The organism is Variovorax sp. H27-G14 (assembly GCF_046156345.1).
GTDB lineage: Bacteria > Pseudomonadota > Gammaproteobacteria > Burkholderiales > Burkholderiaceae_C > Variovorax.
In genome coordinates this window covers 433,925-450,539 of sequence record NZ_JAYLVN010000002.1, presented here as the reverse complement: position 1 = coordinate 450,539, position 16,615 = coordinate 433,925, and the positions used below count along the sequence as shown (strand labels likewise).

Genomic DNA, 16,615 nt, shown 5'->3' with positions numbered 1-16,615 from the left:
ATCTACATGCTCAAAGGCAAAACCGCGCTTGTCACGGGGTCCACCAGCGGCATTGGCCTTGCCATTGCCAAGGCTCTTGCTCAACAGGGCGCCCACATCGTGCTCAACGGCTTCGGCGATGCCCAGGCGCCCAAGGCCCAGATAGAGGCGCTCGGCGTGCGTGCCGAGTACCACGGCGCGGACATGAGCAAACCCGAGCAGATCGAAGACATGATGAAGTTCGCCGCGGAAAAATTCGGCCGCGTCGACATTCTTGTGAACAACGCCGGCATCCAGCATGTCGCCAAGGTCGAGGACTTTCCCACCGAACGTTGGGACGCCATCATCGCCATCAACCTCACCAGCGCCTTTCATACGACGCGCCTGGCGATTCCAGCGATGCGCGAGGCCAACTGGGGCCGCATCGTCAACATTGCGTCGGCCCACGGCCTGGTGGCCTCGGCGCAGAAATCGGCTTATGTGGCGGCCAAGCACGGCATCGTCGGCCTGACCAAGTCGGTCGCGCTCGAAACCGCGACCACGGGCATCACCGCCAACGCCATCTGCCCTGGCTGGGTGCTGACCGCGCTGGTGCAAAAGCAGATCGACGACCGCGCCGCGCGCGAAGGCATCACCGCCGCGCAGGCGCAAAACGAGCTGCTGGGTGAAAAACAGCCCTCGCTGCAGTTCACCACCGTCGAGCAACTGGGCGGCCTGGCCGTCTTCCTGTGCTCGCCGGCAGCCGATCAGGTGCGCGGCGTGGCCTGGGCCATGGACGGCGGCTGGACTGCCCAGTAAAGGTTAGCCATGCGGTAGGCAGAGCAGCCAGGCGCCCTGCCCGCCATTCACGCTACTTGAGCTGCACCGAGCCCGACACGCTCACCATCACGCTGGTCTTGCCAGCCTCCACCGGCACTGCCGCGTCGGAAGAGAACGATTTGGCCTGCATGGCCATCATCCGCGGGCGAATCGGGCCGTTGTCGCTCGCATTCACAGACACCTCGCGCAGCGTGTAGCCGCCAAAGCCGAAGCCCTTTGCCAGCTCATTGGCCTTCTGCTTGAAGTTGTCGATGGCCATGGTCTGCGCCTCGGTCTCGGTCTTGGCGCGCTGCTCGCGGCTCAGGCCAAAGCCCACGTTGGCCACGGTGAGCGTGCTGATGCGCCCGGCCACCTGGGTGATGCGCGGAAAGTCGCGCCCTTCGAGCACCAGCTCGCTGGAGCCTTGCCAGCCATTGATCTTGCCGTCCTTGCTGTAGCGTGGCGACAGGCTGAAGTTGCCCGTATGCACGTCGAGCTGGCCCGGTTGCGCGCTCTTCTTGGCCTCGGCCAGCGCGGCGTCGAGCGCGGCCTTCAGCTGCGTCTGCACGGTGGCCGCGTCGCTGGCGTCGCGGGTGGTCGACAGCGTCATGCTCAGCAGGTCTTGCTGAACCTCGACCGTGCCGGCAGCTGTCAGCTGCAGCACGTTCTGTGGCGCGGGCGTGGCGGCGTTCTGCGCCAGCGCGGTGCCGGCAATGGTCAGTGCGGCGCAGGCCGCGAGCAATTTGATTGTTTTCAAGACGATGTACTCCCTGGATTGGTATGAAAGACAGGCCTGAGTCTGCCCGCTGCAAACGGCAGAAAAGCAGGCCGGCCGGCCGGTGCCCGGCGGGCGCCTCAGCGCCGCTGGCTGCGCGGCGCGGTCAACAGGCTGCGCTCGTTCGACGAATCGGGCGCCGGTGCCGGCACGATGCGTTCGGCCGGCTGCGATTCTGCCGAATGCGCCAGAGCCCCCGCCGAAGGCAGGGTCCATTGGCCGCGCACCTGTTGGCGCAACTCGAACAGTTCCGCCGCGGTCAGGCGGCGCCCGGCGGCCGCCTCTTCGCGTTGCACCTCTTCACGCTGCGCGAAACGGTGGGCCGCCACGGCGTCCCGCACTTCGCTGCGGCGCACTTCGCCCACCCTGAGGAAATCGCCAAACACCGCCTGCGACGGGCCGCAGGCGAAAACAAGGACGAAAGGGAGTGCGGAAAAAGTAAGTCTCATTGAGCTGAAGTCATAAGCCAATGGGAACTTTGCCACCTCTGAGCGAACGTCGGATGACCAGACCGCGAGCGTCCGCAAGTTTTGTAACTTAGTGTCAAACCATAAGTAAATCTGACTCAACGAAGGCTTAACGCCTTCAGAATCGGCGCTGTTACAAATTCATCGTTGTAGAAATGACTCAAGTTCCCGCTCGCACCGACAAGATCGTGATCGTCGACGACGACGCCCGCATCCGCGACCTCCTGCGCCGCTACCTGACGCAAGAAGGATTCGAAGTGATCGTGGCCGAAGACGGCAAGGCGCTCAACCGCATCCTGTTGCGCGACACGGTCGACCTGATCGTGCTCGACCTGATGATGCCCGGCGAAGACGGCCTGTCCGTCTGCCGCCGCCTGCGCGCCGCCAACGACCGCACCCCGATCATCATGCTCACCGCCAAAGGCGAAGACGTCGACCGCATCGTCGGCCTCGAAGTCGGCGCCGACGACTACCTGGGCAAGCCCTTCAACCCGCGCGAACTGCTGGCCCGTGTGCACGCGGTGCTGCGTCGCCGTCCGCCGCTCGAAGCGCCGGGCGCGCCCTCCACGGAGAACGAGACCGTCAACTTCGGCCCGTTCGCCTTCGATCTCGGCTCGCGCACCCTGAAGAAGGATGGCGAAGAGCTCTCGCTGACCACCGGCGAGTTCGCGATGCTGAAGGCGCTGGTGCGCCATCCGCGTCAACCGCTGTCGCGCGAAAAGCTGGCCCAGCTGGCGCGCGGGCGCGAGTTCGAGCCCTTCGACCGCAGCTTGGACGTGCAGATCTCGCGCCTGCGCAAGCTGGTCGAGTCCGACGCCGCCGCGCCGCGCTACATCCAGACCGTCTGGGGCGTGGGCTACGTGTTCGTGCCGGACGGCACGGCCTGACGCGCCGCTGAGAGGTGGCCATCGGCCAATCCGCCAGGCCCGGCTCCGCGCAGGAGGACGGTGCGCAGGTCACCATGCCCAGCCCGCTCGAGGCGAGCGCGCAGCGTGACCGTCGCCCTGGCCTGAAGCTCGGCTTCAGCCTGTTCTGGCGAACCTTCTTTTTGCTGGCGCTGCTGCTCATAGGCTGCACCGTTGCCTGGCTGCAGACCTTCCGCTCGCTCGAGTACGAGCCGCGCGCCATTCAAACCGCCCACCAGATCGCCTCGCTCGTGAACCTCACGCGCGCGGCGCTGGTGTATTCGGACGCCATCACGCGGGTGTCGCTGATCAAGACGCTGGCCGACCAGGAAGGCGTGCGCATCCTGCCGCGCGAGCCCAACGACCGGTTCGAGCCCTACACCAGCGGCGCGCTCGACCAGCGCGTCACAGAAGAGCTGATCGATCAGCTCGGCGAAGGCACCACGGTGGCCAGCCGCGTGAACGACGAGGCGGGCCTGTGGATCGGCTTCACCATCGAAAGCGACACCTACTGGCTGCTGCTCGACCCCACGCGCTTCAGCCGCGTGGGCGGGCGCACCTGGCTGGTGTGGCTCAGCACGGCCATGGCGCTGTCGCTGGCCGGCGCGGCGCTGATCACGCGGCTCATCAACCTGCCGCTCAAGCAGCTGTCGCGCGCCACCATGCAGGTGCGCGAAGGCGAGTACGAGGCGCACCGGCTCGACGAACGCGCCCGCACCAACGAGATTCGCGCGGTCAACATCGGCTTCAACCGCATGGCCGACCAGCTGGCAAAGATCGAGCAGGACCGCGCCATCATGCTGGCCGGCATCTCGCACGACCTGCGCACGCCTCTCGCACGCCTGCGGCTCGAAACCGAGATGAGCGTGGCCGACGAGGATGCCCGCGACCACATGGCCGCGGACATTGCCCAGCTCGACGCCATCATCGACAAGTTTCTGGACTACGCGCGGCCCGACCATGTCGATCCGCGCCCGGTGCTGCTGCGCGATGTGGTCGACGCCTGCACCTACGCCGTGCAGGACTATGAAGAGATGAACATCAAGGTCGAGGTGCCGCCCGACCTGCGCGTGATGGGCGACGAGGTGGAGCTCACCCGCGTGATCTCCAACCTGGTGGAGAACGCTCGGCGCTACGGCAAGTCGCCCTCCACCGGCGTGGCCGACGTCACCATCCAGGCGCAGGCCAACAACGACGCGGTGCTCATCAAGGTGCGCGACCACGGCGCGGGTGTCGAGCCCGCCCTGCTCTCGCAACTGACCAAGCCCTTCTTCCGCGGCGACGCGGCGCGCACTTCGGCGGCTGGTGCCGGTCTGGGGCTGTCGATCGTGGCGAAGAACATCGAGCGCATGGGCGGCACCTTTGCGCTCACCAGCACGCCGGGCCGCGGCCTGGCGGCGCACATTCGCATGCCGCGCGCCATGGCGGTGGGCACCGAGCCGCAGCCGGGCAAGAAACCGGCCCTCAGCTGACCTGAGCAGCGCGCTGGCCCAGCTCAACCCGGGCGTCAGCGGTGCAACAAGACGGCCGCGCGGGCTTCCATCGCGCGGCCCTCGCCCACCGGGCCCAGCTTCTCGGCCGTCTTGGCCTTCACGTTCACCTGGTCCAGCGCAATGCCCAGCGTGTCGGCAATGCGCTGGCACATTGCGGGAATGTGCGGTGCCAGCTTGGGCGCCTGCGCGATCACCGTGCTGTCGACGTTGCCGATTTCCCAGCCCGCCGCACGCACCCGGCGCGCCGCCTCGGCCAGCAGCACCGCGGAATCGGCGCCGCGAAACTGCGGGTCGGTGTCGGGAAAATGCCGGCCGATGTCGCCCAGCCCCGCGCCGCCCAGCACAGCATCGGTGATGGCGTGCAGCAGCACGTCGGCGTCCGAGTGCCCGAGCAGGCCAGTGATGTGCGGCACCTCGATGCCGCCCAGAATCAGCTTGCGCCCGGCCACCAGTTGGTGAACGTCCCAGCCTTCGCCCACGCGGATGTGAAACGGCGATGTCATGCGATGCCCTTCTGGCGGCCCAGCAGCACGGCTTCGGCCAATGCAAAGTCTTCGGGAAACGTCACCTTGAAGTTCTGCGCGCTGCCCGGCACCAGCAGCGGCGACAGCCCGATGGCCTCGATGGCGCTGGCCTCGTCGGTCACGGCGTCGCCGGTGCGCTCCAGCGCGTCGAGCAGCATGCCGATGCGGAACATCTGCGGCGTCTGGGCCAGCCACTTGTCGGCGCGCGACAGCGTTTGCGACACCCGGCTTTCGGGCGTCGACACCTTCAGCGTGTCGGCCAGCCGCTGCGCCAGCAGGCCGCCCACGGCGTCGTGCTCGCAGGCCGCGATGAGCGCCTCGATCTGGCTGGAGGTGACAAGGCAGCGTGCCGCGTCGTGCACCAGCACCCAGTCGTGCGCGCCGGCGCCTTTTTGGCGCAGCGCCACCAACCCGTTGCGCACCGTGGCCGCGCGGGTCACGCCGCCCACGCGCAGCAGGTGTTCGTTGTCGGCGGGAAAGCGCGGCAGCGCGGCATCGACCTCGCGGTCGTCGGGCGAGACCACCAGCGCCAGCCCGGCAAAGCGGCCCGCCAGCGCGCGGAAGGCGTCCAGCGTGTGGGCCACCATCGGCGCGCCGGCCAGGCGCCGGTACTGCTTGGGAGCGGTGGACTGTGCATGGCCCGCGCGGTGGCCGGAGCCGGCGCACGGAATCAGCACGAAAAGTCGGGAAGAAGGCATGTGGGCGGCCCGGCGTCGGCAATGGCCGACAAGCGAATAAAGGGCTGCCATTCTAGAATTGCGCCCTTCACACACCCCTCGCCAGCTGGCGCGGGGTGTTGTGCATTTACCCCTTGCCAGCCGGCAAGGGGTGTTGTGCATTTACCCTTTGCCGGCAGGCAAGGGGTGCTGCATTTTCTAAGCGTTCCATGGACCTCCCCCTCCTCACGGCGGGCAAGCGTTTCACGCTGCCGCGCCCCCCCCTGTCGGCCGATGCCTTGCTGCTGGCGCAACTCGCCATGCGCGAGAAAGCCTCGGGGCGCGCCACGGCCATGTTCACGGCCGACGCCAACGACGCCCAGCGGCTGATCGACGAAATCGCCTTCTTCGCGCCCGATTTGCGCTGCGCCCTGTTCCCCGACTGGGAAACGCTGCCCTACGACGCCTTCTCGCCCCACCAGGACCTGATCAGCGAGCGCCTGGCCACCCTCTGGCGCATCAGCCAGAAAGAGGCCGACGTGGTGCTGGTGCCCGCCACCACCGCGCTCTACCGGCTGGCGCCGCCCGCGTTCCTGGCCGGCTACACCTTCCATTTCAAGGCCAAGCAGAAGCTGGAAGAGTCCAGGCTCAAGGCCCAGCTCACGCTGGCCGGCTACAGCCACGTGACCCAGGTGGTGAGCCCGGGTGAATACGCGGTGCGCGGCGGGCTGATCGACCTGTTCCCCATGGGCTCGCTGGTGCCGTTCCGCGTCGACCTGTTCGACGACGAGATCGACTCCATCCGCACCTTCGACCCCGACACTCAGCGCAGCCTGTACCCGGTGCCCGAAGTGCGCCTGCTGCCCGGGCGCGAGTTCCCCATGGACGACGACGCGCGCGGGCGCTTTCGCAGCCGCTGGCGGGAGCTGCTCGAAGGCGACCCGACCAAGAGCCGCATCTACAAGGACATGGGCAACGGCGTGGCCACGGCCGGCATCGAGTACTACCTGCCGCTGTTCTTCGAAGAAACGGCCACCGTGTTCGACTACCTGGGGCCCGACGCCACCGTGGTGCTGCACGGCGACCTGGAGCCCGCGTTCCAGCACTTCTGGCAAGACACCCAAGAGCGCTACCGGCTGGTGCAGGGCGACCCGGAACGCCCGGCGCTGCCGCCCGAGGCGCTGTTCCTGAATGCCGAGCAGTTCTACCAGCGTGCCAAGCCCTACGCGCAACTGGCCATCCGAGGCGACGTGCCCACAGAGGCGCCCTACGCCGAATTCGACAAGCTGCCGCAATTCGCCGTGGTGCGCGGCGCCGAAGACCCGCTGGTGGGCCTGAAGGCCCACATTCGCGACACGCCGCACCGCGTGCTGCTGATCGCCGAGAGCGACGGCCGCCGCGAAAGCCTGCTCGACTTTCTGCGCGCCAGCGGCGTGAGCCCGCCGGCCTTCGACTCGCTGGCCGAGTTCGAAGCCTCCGCGGACGAAAAAATCGGCATTGCCACCGCCGCGCTGGCCTCGGGCTTCGCCTGGCGCGAACAGGGCATCGACCTGGTCACCGAAACCGAGCTGTTCGCCACCGCGCCCACCACGCGCCGGCGCAACAAGAAGCAGGAGCAGGTCAGCGACGTCGAGGCGCTCATCAAGGACCTGTCGGAGCTCAACGTGGGCGACCCGGTGGTGCACAGCGCGCACGGCATCGGCCGCTACCGCGGCCTGGTCCACATGGACCTGGGCCAGGGCGTCGACGAAGAGGGCAAGCCGCTGCTGCAGGAAATGCTGCACCTGGAGTACGCCGACAAGGCCACGCTGTACGTGCCGGTGAGCCAGCTGCATCAGATCAGCCGCTACACCGGCGTGAGCGCCGACGAAGCCCCGCTGCACAGGCTCGGCTCCGGCCAGTGGGAAAAAGCCAAGCGCAAGGCCGCCGAACAGGTGCGCGACTCGGCCGCCGAGCTGCTCAACATCTACGCCCGCCGCGCCGCGCGCGAAGGCCATGCCTTTCGCTACTCGCCGGCCGACTACGAGGTGTTCAGCAACGACTTCGGCTTCGACGAAACCGCCGACCAGAAGGCCGCGATCCACGCCGTGGTGCAGGACATGATCTCGCCCCAGCCCATGGACCGCCTCATCTGCGGCGACGTGGGTTTCGGCAAGACTGAGGTGGCCCTGCGCGCGGCGTTCATTGCCGTTACCGGCGGCAAGCAGGTCGCGCTGCTCGCGCCCACCACGCTGCTGGCCGAGCAGCACTACCAGACGCTGGTCGACCGCTTCGCCAAGTGGCCGGTTCGCGTGGCCGAGATGAGCCGCTTTCGCTCGACCAAGGAAATCAATGCCGCCGCCAAAGGGCTGGCCGAGGGCACGGTCGACATCGTGGTCGGCACGCACAAGCTCCTGTCGCCGTCGATCAACTTCAAGAACCTGGGCCTGCTCATCATCGACGAGGAGCACCGTTTCGGCGTGCGCCACAAGGAGGCGATGAAGGCGATGCGCGCCGAGGTCGATGTGCTCACGCTCACCGCCACGCCCATTCCGCGCACGCTGGGCATGGCGCTGGAAGGCCTGCGCGACCTGAGCGTGATTGCCACCGCGCCGCAGCGGCGCCTGGCCATCAAGACCTTCGTGCGCAACGAAGGCACCGGCGTGATTCGCGAGGCTGTGCTGCGCGAGCTGAAGCGTGGTGGGCAGGTGTACTTCTTGCACAACGAGGTCGAGACCATCGAAAACCGCCGCCAGAAGCTAGAAGAAATATTGCCCGAGGCCCGCATTGCCGTGGCCCACGGCCAGATGCCCGAGCGCGAGCTGGAGCGCGTGATGCGCGACTTTGTGGCGCAGCGCTACAACTTGCTGCTGTGCTCCACCATCATCGAGACCGGCATCGACGTGCCGACTGCCAACACCATCGTGATGAGCCGCGCCGACAAGTTCGGCCTGGCGCAGCTGCACCAGCTGCGCGGGCGCGTGGGGCGTTCGCACCACCAAGCCTATGCCTATCTGATGGTGCCCGACACCGAAGGCCTGACCAAGCACGCGGCGCAGCGGCTGGACGCCATTCAGCAGATGGAAGAGCTGGGCTCCGGCTTCTACCTGGCCATGCACGACCTGGAGATTCGCGGCACCGGCGAGGTACTGGGCGAGAACCAGAGCGGCAACATGATGGAGATCGGCTTCCAGCTCTACAACGAGATGCTCAGCGAGGCCGTGCGCGCGCTCAAGGCCGGGCAGGAGCCCGACCTGCTCTCCCCGCTGTCGGTCACTACCGAGATCAACCTGCACGCCCCCGCCCTGCTGCCTGACGACTATTGCGGCGACGTGCACCTGCGCCTGTCGTTCTACAAGAAGCTGGCCACCGCAAAAACGCCCGACCAGATCGACACGCTGCTGGAAGAAATTGTCGACCGTTTCGGCAAGCTGCCGCCGCAGGCGCAGACGCTGATCGACACGCACCGCCTGCGCGTGCTCGCGCGGCCATACGGCGTGGTGAAGGTGGACGCGGCGCCCGGCATCATCAACATCACGTTCAAGAAAGACCCGCCGGTCGATGGCATGGCCATCATCCAGCTGATCCAGAAGAACAAGCACATCAAGCTCGCCGGCAACGAGAAGCTGCGCATCGAGCGCGAGCTGAAGGAGCCGAGGGAGCGGGCCCAGATGGTGCGCGACGTGCTGCGCAGCCTGGGTCAACCCACCGTCAAGGACACCGTGAACGCATGAGCGCCCCTCAAGAAATTTCCCCCGGCCTGGTCATTCAGCGCATGACGCCACCGTTGAAGCTCGCCGACTTCAAGCTGATTGCGTTCGACATGGACTCGACGCTGATCAACATCGAGTGCATCGACGAAATTGCCGACGCTGTCGGCAAAAAGGCTGAGGTGGCCGCGATCACCGAGGCGACGATGCGCGGCGAGATCAAGGACTTCAAGGACAGTCTGCGCCGCCGCGTGGCGTTGCTCGAGGGCGTGCCGGTGCAAGCCTTGCAGCAGGTGTACGACGAGCGGTTGCAGCTCAACCCGGGCGCGACGGAGTTGGTGGCGGCCTGCAAGGCGGCCGGCCTGAAGGTGCTGTTGGTGTCGGGTGGTTTCACTTTCTTTGCGAACCGTGTGAAGGACCGGCTGGGCATCGACTTTGCGCGCTCCAACCTGTTGGAAGAAGCCGATGGCCAGCTCACCGGCAAGGTCGTCACGCAGAGCTGGGGTGACATCTGCGACGGTGCGGAGAAGCGCCGTACGCTGTTGGAGATTGCGTCGCTGATGGGCATCTCCGCACAGCAGACGATCGCCGTCGGTGACGGTGCGAACGACCTGCCGATGATGGGTAAAGCGGGACTCTCCGTGGCCTATCACGCAAAGCCCAAGGTGCGCGAACAGGCGATGGTTGCCATCAACGACGGTGGGCTGGATCGCTTGTTGGAAGTACTGGTGTGAACGGGCGTTGTTAAGGGCGCTGTCCGGGGCGACGCTCACGCCGACGGGGTGCCTTGCTCCGCGAATGTCCCCCGGCCTGCGGCCTCCTCCTTTATTTCGCTGCGCAAGGCACCCCATCGACGTGAGCGTTTTCAGAGCCGGGGTTGATCGTGCGATCACCCAGAGCGTGCCCTGGTGCACAGGGCGTCGGGTGCTCCCCGCAGCGAAATAAAGGAGGAGGGGCGCAGCCCCGGGGGACATTCGCGGAGGGGAGTACCCGGCGGCCTGTGCACACGCCCTGAACAGCAGCACCGAGAACAGCAGCACCAAGAACAACAGCGCCAAAAACAAAGCCAACGAACAAAAGCCCAAAACAAGCAAACCCGAAACGCGACAAGGACCAAGAAAATGACCGACACCGCCCCCCTCTACCGCGCAGACGCCCTGCAGGACTACGCCAGTGCCCTGCTGCAGAAAGCCGGCCTCGCCGCATCCATGGCCGACAGCGTCGCTCGTACCCTTGTCGAAGGCGATCTGCTGGGTCACGACACCCACGGCCTCGCCCTGCTGGCCGGCTACGTGAAAGAACTGGAATCCGGCGGCATGACGCGCGAGGGCGCACCGCAAGTGCTGTCTGACCGCCCCGCCGCCGTGCTGTGGGACGGCAATCGCCTCCCCGGCCCGTGGCTCATGGACCAGGGCATGGACCTGCTCGTGCCACGCGCGCGAGAACTGGGAACCGCCTCGCTCGTCATTCGCCGCAGCCACCACATCGCCTGCCTCGCCGTCTACATGCTGCGCGCCCTGCGGGAAGACATGCTCATGCTGCTGGCCTGCTCCGACCCCAACGCGGCCAGCGTCGCGCCCTTCGGCGGCACGCAAGCCGTGTTCACGCCCAACCCGCTGGCCATGGGCTTTCCGCTGTCACACGGCGGCGTGATGGTCGACATTTCGGCCTCCATCACCACCAACGGCATGAGCAACCGCAAACGCGCGGCCGGCGAGCACTTTGCCGAAGAGTGGCTCATAGACGCCACCGGCAAGCCGTCGAACAACCCCCAGGTGCTGTTCGACCAGCCGCCCGGCACGCTGCTGCCGGTCGGCGGGCTCAGCCATGGCCACAAGGGCTACGGCATGGCGCTGCTGGTAGAGACGCTCACCGCCGGGCTTGCAGGCCACGGCCGGGCCGACCCGCCCGAGGGCTGGGGCGCCACGGTGCACATCACGCTGCACGACCTGCACGCCTTCGGCGGCAAGGAAGCCTTCCTGCGCCAGATGGACCATGTGGCCGAGCGCTGCCGCGACAACACGCCCATCGACCCGGCCAAGCCTGTCCGGCTGCCGGGTGAAGGCGGGTTGAAGCGTCGGGAAGCACAAACGGTGAACGGGGTGCGGCTGCACCCGTCAATTGCGCGCTCGCTGCAGGATGCGGAGCAGCGGCATGGCCTGCGGCTGGCGCAGGCGCTGGTCTGACGAAAGCTCAGTCTTCTTCGAATTCGGAAGCGCCAGCGGCCGCTTCGCCGGGTGCCCGTGGTGCGCGCTTGGCGGCCTTGGCCACCACTTCCACGTAGAACTGCGGCCCACCCTCCTTGACCACACCGTCGATCAGCCCGGTGAGGGCCGACAGGTGCACCACTTCGGCGGATTCTTCGGCGGCGCCGAACTTGCAATCGAAGTCCCAGAAGTCGCTGCCTTCGGGCAGGTCGCGGCGGCGTTCGCGCTTGATGTACTTGCGAATCTCGTGCTTGATGGCTTCGAGATGGCGGTCGGGGTGCTTGCCCTCGACTTGAAGCTGAAAGGTTTTTCTCATGGGTGATCGTAACTCTGTCGAGCCCCCCTCCGTCCTGTGTACAGTCGGCGGCTCAATGGAAAGCAGGTGAAAGACATGGCGCGCGCAAACGACTGGGCAGGCAAGGTGATGGCATTGGTGAACGGAGGCAACGCCCCAGCGGCCATCGCGCAGATCAAGGTGGCGCCGTCGGTCAAGGACCTGAAGGCGCTGCAGACCATCATGACGCTCTCGAAAATGAAAGGCCGCTATCCCAATGTGGATGCGGCCATTTCAGACAACCTGAACCTGCTGGCGGCGCCCCGCCTGCATCGCTCGCCCTGACGAGGTTCTACAGCGCCTGACCCAGGCGCTTCACTCCCTCTTCGATCTTGGCCACATCGGCCGTCGCAAAGCTCAGGCGCAGCGTTGCAAGATCCGGGTTCTCGGCAAAGAACGGCGCGCCGGGCACGAAGGCCACGAGCTTTTCGATGGCGCGCTTGGCCAGCACATTGGCATCGGCCAGCTTGCCGTTGGCGCCCGTCAGGCGCGCCCAGAAGAACAGGCCGCCGTGCGGCTGCGTGAAACTGATCGCATCGCCCAGCTCGCGCTTCAGCGCACTGCCCATGGCCAGCGCCCGCTGGCCGTACACCTCGCGCACATGCGCCAGCGTGCCGGGCATGCGACCGCTCTTGAGGTACTGCGCGGCCGTGGCCTGCGCAAACGTGCTGGTGTGCGCGTCGCTGAACTGCTTGCACATGGTGGCCTTGCCCAGCAGCTCGGCCGGCGCAATCATCCAGCCGATGCGCAAGCCCGGGCTCAGCACCTTGCTCAGGCTGCCGCAGTGCGCAATCAGCTCGCGGCTGCCGGGCACGCTCTGGCTCAAGGCCAGGATCGACGGCGGCGGTGCCTCGCCGAAGTACAGGTCGCCGTAGGGGTCGTCCTCGACCACCAGCGTCTGGTATTTCACCGCGAGTTCGAGCACCTTCTTGCGCCGCTCCAGGCTCAGCATGGCGCCGCTGGGGTTGCCGAAGGTGGGAATCAGGTACACGAACTTGGGCTTGTGCTCGGCAATGAGCTTTTCGAGCTCGTCGGTCTTCACGCCGTTTTCGTCGATGGGCGCGCTGATGAGCTGCGCGCCGTACAGGCGAAAGCACTGAATGGTGGCCAGGAAGGTCGGGCCTTCGACGATCACCTTGTCGCCGGGCGAGATCATGGTCTTGCCCAGCAAATCAAGCGCCTGCTGGCTGCCGGTGGTGACGATCAGGCCGCTGGGGTCCACGCTGACGCCTTTGGTCTTCATGAAGGCGCTGAGCTGCGTGCGCAGCGGCTCGTAGCCTTCGGTGGCGCCGTACTGCAATGCAGCGCCGGGCTCTTCGCTCAGTGCCTTCTGGCTCGCCTCCTTGAGGCCCTCGACGTCGAACATGGCGCTGTCCGGGAACCCGCCCGCAAAACTGATGATGCCGGGCGTGCCCAGCAGCTTGAAGAGTTCGCGGATGGCGGAGGTTTCGACGTTGTCGAGGCGGGAGGCGAATTGCATGGTGTGGCTCTCTTTCTGGGGTGCCATTGTCGCGAAAGCGGCGGGCAATAAAGCTGCGTAAGGCCCGGGCCTTTCAACGATATATTGCGCTAAAGCCGCTTCCCGCCCCATGAAAAAAGAAAACATCCCCCTCTTCTTCGCCACCCTGCAGGCGGCCAACCCCGAGCCCAAGACCGAGCTCGACTACACCACCCCCTTCGAGCTGCTGGCCGCCGTGCTGCTGTCGGCGCAGGCCACCGACGTGGGCGTGAACAAGGCCACGCGCAAGCTGTTTCCGGTGGCGAACACGCCGCAGGCCATCTACGACCTGGGCGTGGAGGGGCTGGAGGAATACATCAAGACCATCGGCCTGTACCGCAGCAAGGCCAGGCACCTGATCGAAACCTGCCGCATGCTGGTGGAGCTGCACGGCGGCGAAGTGCCGCGCACGCGCGCCGAACTGGAAGCGCTGCCCGGCGTGGGCCGCAAGACCGCCAACGTGGTGCTGAACACGGCCTTCGGCGAAGCGACCATCGCGGTCGACACGCACATCTTTCGCATGGGCAACCGCACCGGGCTGGCACCGGGCAAGACGCCGCTGGAGGTGGAGCTCAAGCTGGAGAAGCGCGTGCCGCTGCAGTACCGGCTGAACGCGCACCACTGGCTGATCCTGCACGGGCGCTATGTGTGCGTGGCGCGCAAGCCGCGCTGCTGGGAATGCGCCGTGCACACCTTCTGCGCCTTCAAGCCCAAGACCCCCGCGCCCAAGACGACATGACAGCACCCCAAAGAATGACAACACAGAAGAAGCACCGTTCCCCTCCCGCCCCGCTGGTGGCTGCCCTGCTGCTGGGCGCCCTGCTCCCGGCCGCGGCCTGGTCTCAGCCGACCGGCGGCCTGCCGCCCGACGCCATGGCCCTGTACGGCGGGCGCTGGTCCACCACCTGCGCCGACGCCGCCGCGCCCACGCTGCAGGTGCGCCAGGACATGCTGATTGCCGAAAGCGGCAAGCGCCGCGTGGTCGGCAAGGCGCCGCAAACGGCCTACAGCTTCTTCGGCAACAGCCCGCCGCCGGCCGGCTTCGACGTGGCGCTGATCGCCGAGGCCGACAAGGCCGGCGCCCTCACGTTTCTGGTCTACCGCGACGCGCGCGGCCAGTCGATCACGCTGGACGCCGACAAGCCGGTGGCCGGCCAGCTCGGCCCCGAGATGATGAAGCTGCGCTACTGGCGCTGCGACGGTGCCGCCCGCGCCGCGCCGCCGCCCGCTGACGCGCCGGCCGCCAAAGTGCCACCGCCGCCCACCGGCAGCCCCGCCGCGCTGGCGCAGGGCCCTGCAATGCAGAAGGCCTGGCGCGCCGCGCTGGGCCCGCGCGAAAACGACCCCTGGCTGGTGCGCCGCGAAGGCCCCGCGCCCGAGCCCCAGTGGGTCACGGTGGACGGCACGCGCTACCTGCTGCACGCCTTCTGCAAGCCGCACGACTGCCACGACAACAACGCCATCGCCCTCTACGACCAGGGGTCGGGCCGCATCTACGGGCTGGTGCAGCGCGACGGCAAGAACCGTCTGGTGGGCGCGCCACCGGCCGCGCTGGCGCCGCAGCTCGACAAGCTCTGGCGCACCCAATGGCGTCAGAAGAGTTGAGTCGAACCGCGCTGAACTGACGCCCCCGCTCAGCGCAGCTTGAACATGCGCACCGCCCCCACCAGCCCCGCGGCCTGATCGTTCATCGACTGCGCCGCGGCAGAGGCCTGCTCCACCAGCGCCGCGTTCTGCTGCGTGGTGCGGTCCATCTGCTTGATGGCGTCGTTCACCTGCTCGATGCCGCTCGATTGCTCCTGGCTGGCCGCGGTGATCTCGGCCATGATGTCCGTCACCCGGCGCACGCTGCCCATGATTTCTTCCATGGTCTTGCCGGCCTCGTTGACCAGCGCGCTGCCCGCGTGCACCTCGTTCACCGAGTCGCCGATCAGCGTCTTGATTTCCTTGGCCGCCGCGGCCGAGCGCTGCGCCAGGTTGCGCACCTCCGAGGCCACCACCGCAAAGCCGCGCCCCTGCTCGCCCGCGCGGGCCGCCTCCACCGCCGCGTTCAGCGCAAGGATGTTGGTCTGGAACGAAATGCCGTCGATCACGCCAATGATCTCCACCACCTTGCGCGACGACGCATGGATGGAGGCCATCTTCTCCACCACCTGCTCCACCACCGCGCCGCCGCGCGAGGCCACCTGCGAGGCCGAGTCGGCCAGCTGGTTGGCCAGGCGCGCGTTGTCCGCGTTCTGCTTCACGGTGGAGGTGAGCTCCTGCATGGACGCGGCCGTTTGCTCCAGCGAGCTGGCCTGCTCCTCGGTGCGCGAAGAAAGGTCGCGATTGCCGATGGCAATCTGCTCCGACGCCGTGGCAATCGAATCGGTGCCCGCGCGCACCTGCCCCACCACCTTGGCCAGCTCGTCGTTCATGGCGCGCAGCGCGTTCATGAGCAGGCCCGACTCCGATTTGTCCGCCACCTCGATGCGCGCCGTGAGGTCGCCCGAGGCCACCTGCTGCGCCACCGTCACCGCCTGCCCGAGCGGCAGGGTGATGGAGCGCGTCATGCGAAACGCCAGCAGCAGCCCGCCGATCAGCGACGCGCCGCTGATCGACAGAATGATCCACTTGGCCCGCTGGTAGGCCGCCTGCGCGGAGGTCGCGCTCTCGTCGGCGCTCTTTTTCAGCAGTTGCTGAAACGTCGACACATGCGACAGCACCTGGTTGAGCAGCGGCATGCACTCCTGCGTGAGCACTTTCACGGCGGCCTCGGTCTGGTTGGAGGTGGCCAGGGTCAGCACCTTGCCGGCAATGGGCAGGTACAGCACCTCGAGCGCGCGCAGCCTGTCGAGCATCTGGCGCTCCTCGGCGTTGGTCGACGCCGGGTTGGCCATGAGCGTGGCCAGGTTCTGCAGCCCGCTGTCGATCTCGCGCTGCGAGCGCGCCACCAACTCCACGTCGCCCTTCTGCGCGGCCGGGTCCGTCACCAGCGCCAGGTTGCGCGCCGCAATCGCCCGCTTGCCGATGGCCGACTGCACGTTGTTCAGCTGGTCCAGCTTGCCGGCCCCCACCTCGGTTGCAAAAGCGATGCGGTCCGACAGGTTGGCCATCTCGTGCAGGCCAATGCCCGCAATCACCAGCTGCAACAACAGCAACAGCGCAAAACCCAAGCCCAGGCGGGCGCCGATTTTGAGATTCGACAGAACGAACATAGCGAACATAGGACGAGCTCCATGGTGGTGTGATCGGTTATCGACCGGCTCGCCGTGCGTCACCCCACCCCTGAAAGGTGGGGTGGGCAAACC

At 67.0% G+C, this 16,615-nt stretch carries 16 protein-coding genes; 9 read left to right on the top strand and 7 right to left on the bottom strand.

The annotated features are described in order from the left end of the window. Positions 1-6: 6 nt before the first annotated feature. A complete protein-coding gene (locus tag VLK31_RS07635; RefSeq protein WP_409167778.1) occupies positions 7-777 on the top strand; it encodes a 3-hydroxybutyrate dehydrogenase in 771 nt (256 codons plus the stop codon). A gap of 52 nt (positions 778-829) precedes the next feature. On the opposite strand, the gene VLK31_RS07630 is transcribed toward VLK31_RS07635, so the two are convergent. Continuing rightward, positions 830-1,534, bottom strand: coding sequence for an SIMPL domain-containing protein (locus VLK31_RS07630; protein ID WP_409167777.1), 705 nt, complete (start codon positions 1,532-1,534; stop codon positions 830-832). A 98-nt stretch (positions 1,535-1,632) separates the two neighbouring features. Further along, positions 1,633-2,022 (bottom strand): hypothetical protein, encoded by a 390-nt coding sequence (locus VLK31_RS07625; RefSeq protein WP_409167776.1) that lies wholly within the window; start codon positions 2,020-2,022, stop codon positions 1,633-1,635. Between the two features lie 152 nt (positions 2,023-2,174). On the opposite strand from VLK31_RS07625, the gene ompR reads away from it, so the two are divergent. Then, positions 2,175-2,906, top strand: coding sequence for a two-component system response regulator OmpR (gene ompR, locus VLK31_RS07620; protein ID WP_409167775.1), 732 nt, complete (start codon positions 2,175-2,177; stop codon positions 2,904-2,906). Positions 2,907-2,980: 74 nt separating this feature from the next. Further along, entirely contained in the window at positions 2,981-4,396 is a 1,416-nt protein-coding gene (locus VLK31_RS07615; protein WP_409168042.1) for an ATP-binding protein, read from the top strand. A gap of 35 nt (positions 4,397-4,431) precedes the next feature. Here the strand turns inward: VLK31_RS07615 and ispF are convergent, their stop codons facing one another. Continuing rightward, entirely contained in the window at positions 4,432-4,920 is a 489-nt protein-coding gene (gene ispF / locus VLK31_RS07610) for a 2-C-methyl-D-erythritol 2,4-cyclodiphosphate synthase (protein ID WP_409167774.1), read from the bottom strand. Beyond that, the gene (gene ispD / locus VLK31_RS07605) at positions 4,917-5,639 is read right to left on the bottom strand and encodes a 2-C-methyl-D-erythritol 4-phosphate cytidylyltransferase (protein ID WP_409167773.1); all 723 of its coding nucleotides are present in this window, start codon (positions 5,637-5,639) and stop codon (positions 4,917-4,919) included. Before ispD ends, ispF begins: the two co-directional genes overlap by 4 nt. Before the next feature lie 188 nt (positions 5,640-5,827). Here ispD and mfd point away from each other — a divergent pair, with 188 nt between their 5' ends. From mfd to VLK31_RS07590, 3 genes are all read left to right on the top strand, one after another. Next, positions 5,828-9,310 (top strand): transcription-repair coupling factor, encoded by a 3,483-nt coding sequence (mfd, locus tag VLK31_RS07600; protein WP_409167772.1) that lies wholly within the window; start codon positions 5,828-5,830, stop codon positions 9,308-9,310. Beyond that, entirely contained in the window at positions 9,307-10,020 is a 714-nt protein-coding gene (gene serB, locus VLK31_RS07595; protein WP_409167771.1) for a phosphoserine phosphatase SerB, read from the top strand. The genes mfd and serB overlap by 4 nt, the downstream gene beginning before the upstream one ends. Before the next feature lie 387 nt (positions 10,021-10,407). After that, a complete protein-coding gene (locus tag VLK31_RS07590) occupies positions 10,408-11,472 on the top strand; it encodes an Ldh family oxidoreductase (RefSeq protein WP_409167770.1) in 1,065 nt (354 codons plus the stop codon). Positions 11,473-11,479: 7 nt separating this feature from the next. Here VLK31_RS07590 and VLK31_RS07585 read toward each other — a convergent pair whose 3' ends face one another. Next, the gene (locus tag VLK31_RS07585) at positions 11,480-11,809 is read right to left on the bottom strand and encodes a DUF6172 family protein (RefSeq protein WP_409167769.1); all 330 of its coding nucleotides are present in this window, start codon (positions 11,807-11,809) and stop codon (positions 11,480-11,482) included. Between the two features lie 75 nt (positions 11,810-11,884). Here VLK31_RS07585 and VLK31_RS07580 point away from each other — a divergent pair, with 75 nt between their 5' ends. Next, entirely contained in the window at positions 11,885-12,112 is a 228-nt protein-coding gene (locus VLK31_RS07580) for a hypothetical protein (protein ID WP_409167768.1), read from the top strand. Positions 12,113-12,119: 7 nt separating this feature from the next. Here the strand turns inward: VLK31_RS07580 and VLK31_RS07575 are convergent, their stop codons facing one another. Beyond that, a complete protein-coding gene (locus tag VLK31_RS07575) occupies positions 12,120-13,307 on the bottom strand; it encodes a PLP-dependent aminotransferase family protein (protein WP_409167767.1) in 1,188 nt (395 codons plus the stop codon). A 109-nt stretch (positions 13,308-13,416) separates the two neighbouring features. Between VLK31_RS07575 and nth the strand changes: the two genes are divergently transcribed. Both nth and VLK31_RS07565 read left to right on the top strand, forming a co-directional pair. Continuing rightward, positions 13,417-14,064, top strand: a complete 648-nt coding sequence (gene nth / locus VLK31_RS07570) for an endonuclease III (RefSeq protein WP_409167766.1) — start codon at positions 13,417-13,419, stop codon at positions 14,062-14,064. 14 nt (positions 14,065-14,078) lie between these two features. Then, the gene (locus tag VLK31_RS07565) at positions 14,079-14,930 is read left to right on the top strand and encodes an Ivy family c-type lysozyme inhibitor (protein WP_409167765.1); all 852 of its coding nucleotides are present in this window, start codon (positions 14,079-14,081) and stop codon (positions 14,928-14,930) included. 29 nt (positions 14,931-14,959) lie between these two features. On the opposite strand, the gene VLK31_RS07560 is transcribed toward VLK31_RS07565, so the two are convergent. Then, complete coding sequence (locus VLK31_RS07560; RefSeq protein ID WP_409168041.1) at positions 14,960-16,522, bottom strand: methyl-accepting chemotaxis protein; 1,563 nt, start codon at positions 16,520-16,522, stop codon at positions 14,960-14,962. Positions 16,523-16,615 lie beyond the last annotated feature (93 nt).

What these genes read in the sequence shown, in the direction of transcription:
- VLK31_RS07575 (WP_409167767.1), bottom strand. Translation starts at nt 13,307, where the DNA reads ATGCAATTCGCCTCCCGCCTCGACAACGTCGAAACCTCCGCCATCCGC.
- ompR (WP_409167775.1), top strand. Translation starts at nt 2,175, where the DNA reads ATGACTCAAGTTCCCGCTCGCACCGACAAGATCGTGATCGTCGACGAC.
- VLK31_RS07585 (WP_409167769.1), bottom strand. Translation starts at nt 11,809, where the DNA reads ATGAGAAAAACCTTTCAGCTTCAAGTCGAGGGCAAGCACCCCGACCGC.
- nth (WP_409167766.1), top strand. Translation starts at nt 13,417, where the DNA reads ATGAAAAAAGAAAACATCCCCCTCTTCTTCGCCACCCTGCAGGCGGCC.
- VLK31_RS07635 (WP_409167778.1), top strand. Translation starts at nt 7, where the DNA reads ATGCTCAAAGGCAAAACCGCGCTTGTCACGGGGTCCACCAGCGGCATT.
- serB (WP_409167771.1), top strand. Translation starts at nt 9,307, where the DNA reads ATGAGCGCCCCTCAAGAAATTTCCCCCGGCCTGGTCATTCAGCGCATG.
- VLK31_RS07590 (WP_409167770.1), top strand. Translation starts at nt 10,408, where the DNA reads ATGACCGACACCGCCCCCCTCTACCGCGCAGACGCCCTGCAGGACTAC.
- VLK31_RS07615 (WP_409168042.1), top strand. Translation starts at nt 2,981, where the DNA reads ATGCCCAGCCCGCTCGAGGCGAGCGCGCAGCGTGACCGTCGCCCTGGC.
- VLK31_RS07580 (WP_409167768.1), top strand. Translation starts at nt 11,885, where the DNA reads ATGGCGCGCGCAAACGACTGGGCAGGCAAGGTGATGGCATTGGTGAAC.
- ispD (WP_409167773.1), bottom strand. Translation starts at nt 5,639, where the DNA reads ATGCCTTCTTCCCGACTTTTCGTGCTGATTCCGTGCGCCGGCTCCGGC.
- VLK31_RS07560 (WP_409168041.1), bottom strand. Translation starts at nt 16,522, where the DNA reads ATGTTCGTTCTGTCGAATCTCAAAATCGGCGCCCGCCTGGGCTTGGGT.
- ispF (WP_409167774.1), bottom strand. Translation starts at nt 4,920, where the DNA reads ATGACATCGCCGTTTCACATCCGCGTGGGCGAAGGCTGGGACGTTCAC.
- VLK31_RS07565 (WP_409167765.1), top strand. Translation starts at nt 14,079, where the DNA reads ATGACAACACAGAAGAAGCACCGTTCCCCTCCCGCCCCGCTGGTGGCT.
- mfd (WP_409167772.1), top strand. Translation starts at nt 5,828, where the DNA reads ATGGACCTCCCCCTCCTCACGGCGGGCAAGCGTTTCACGCTGCCGCGC.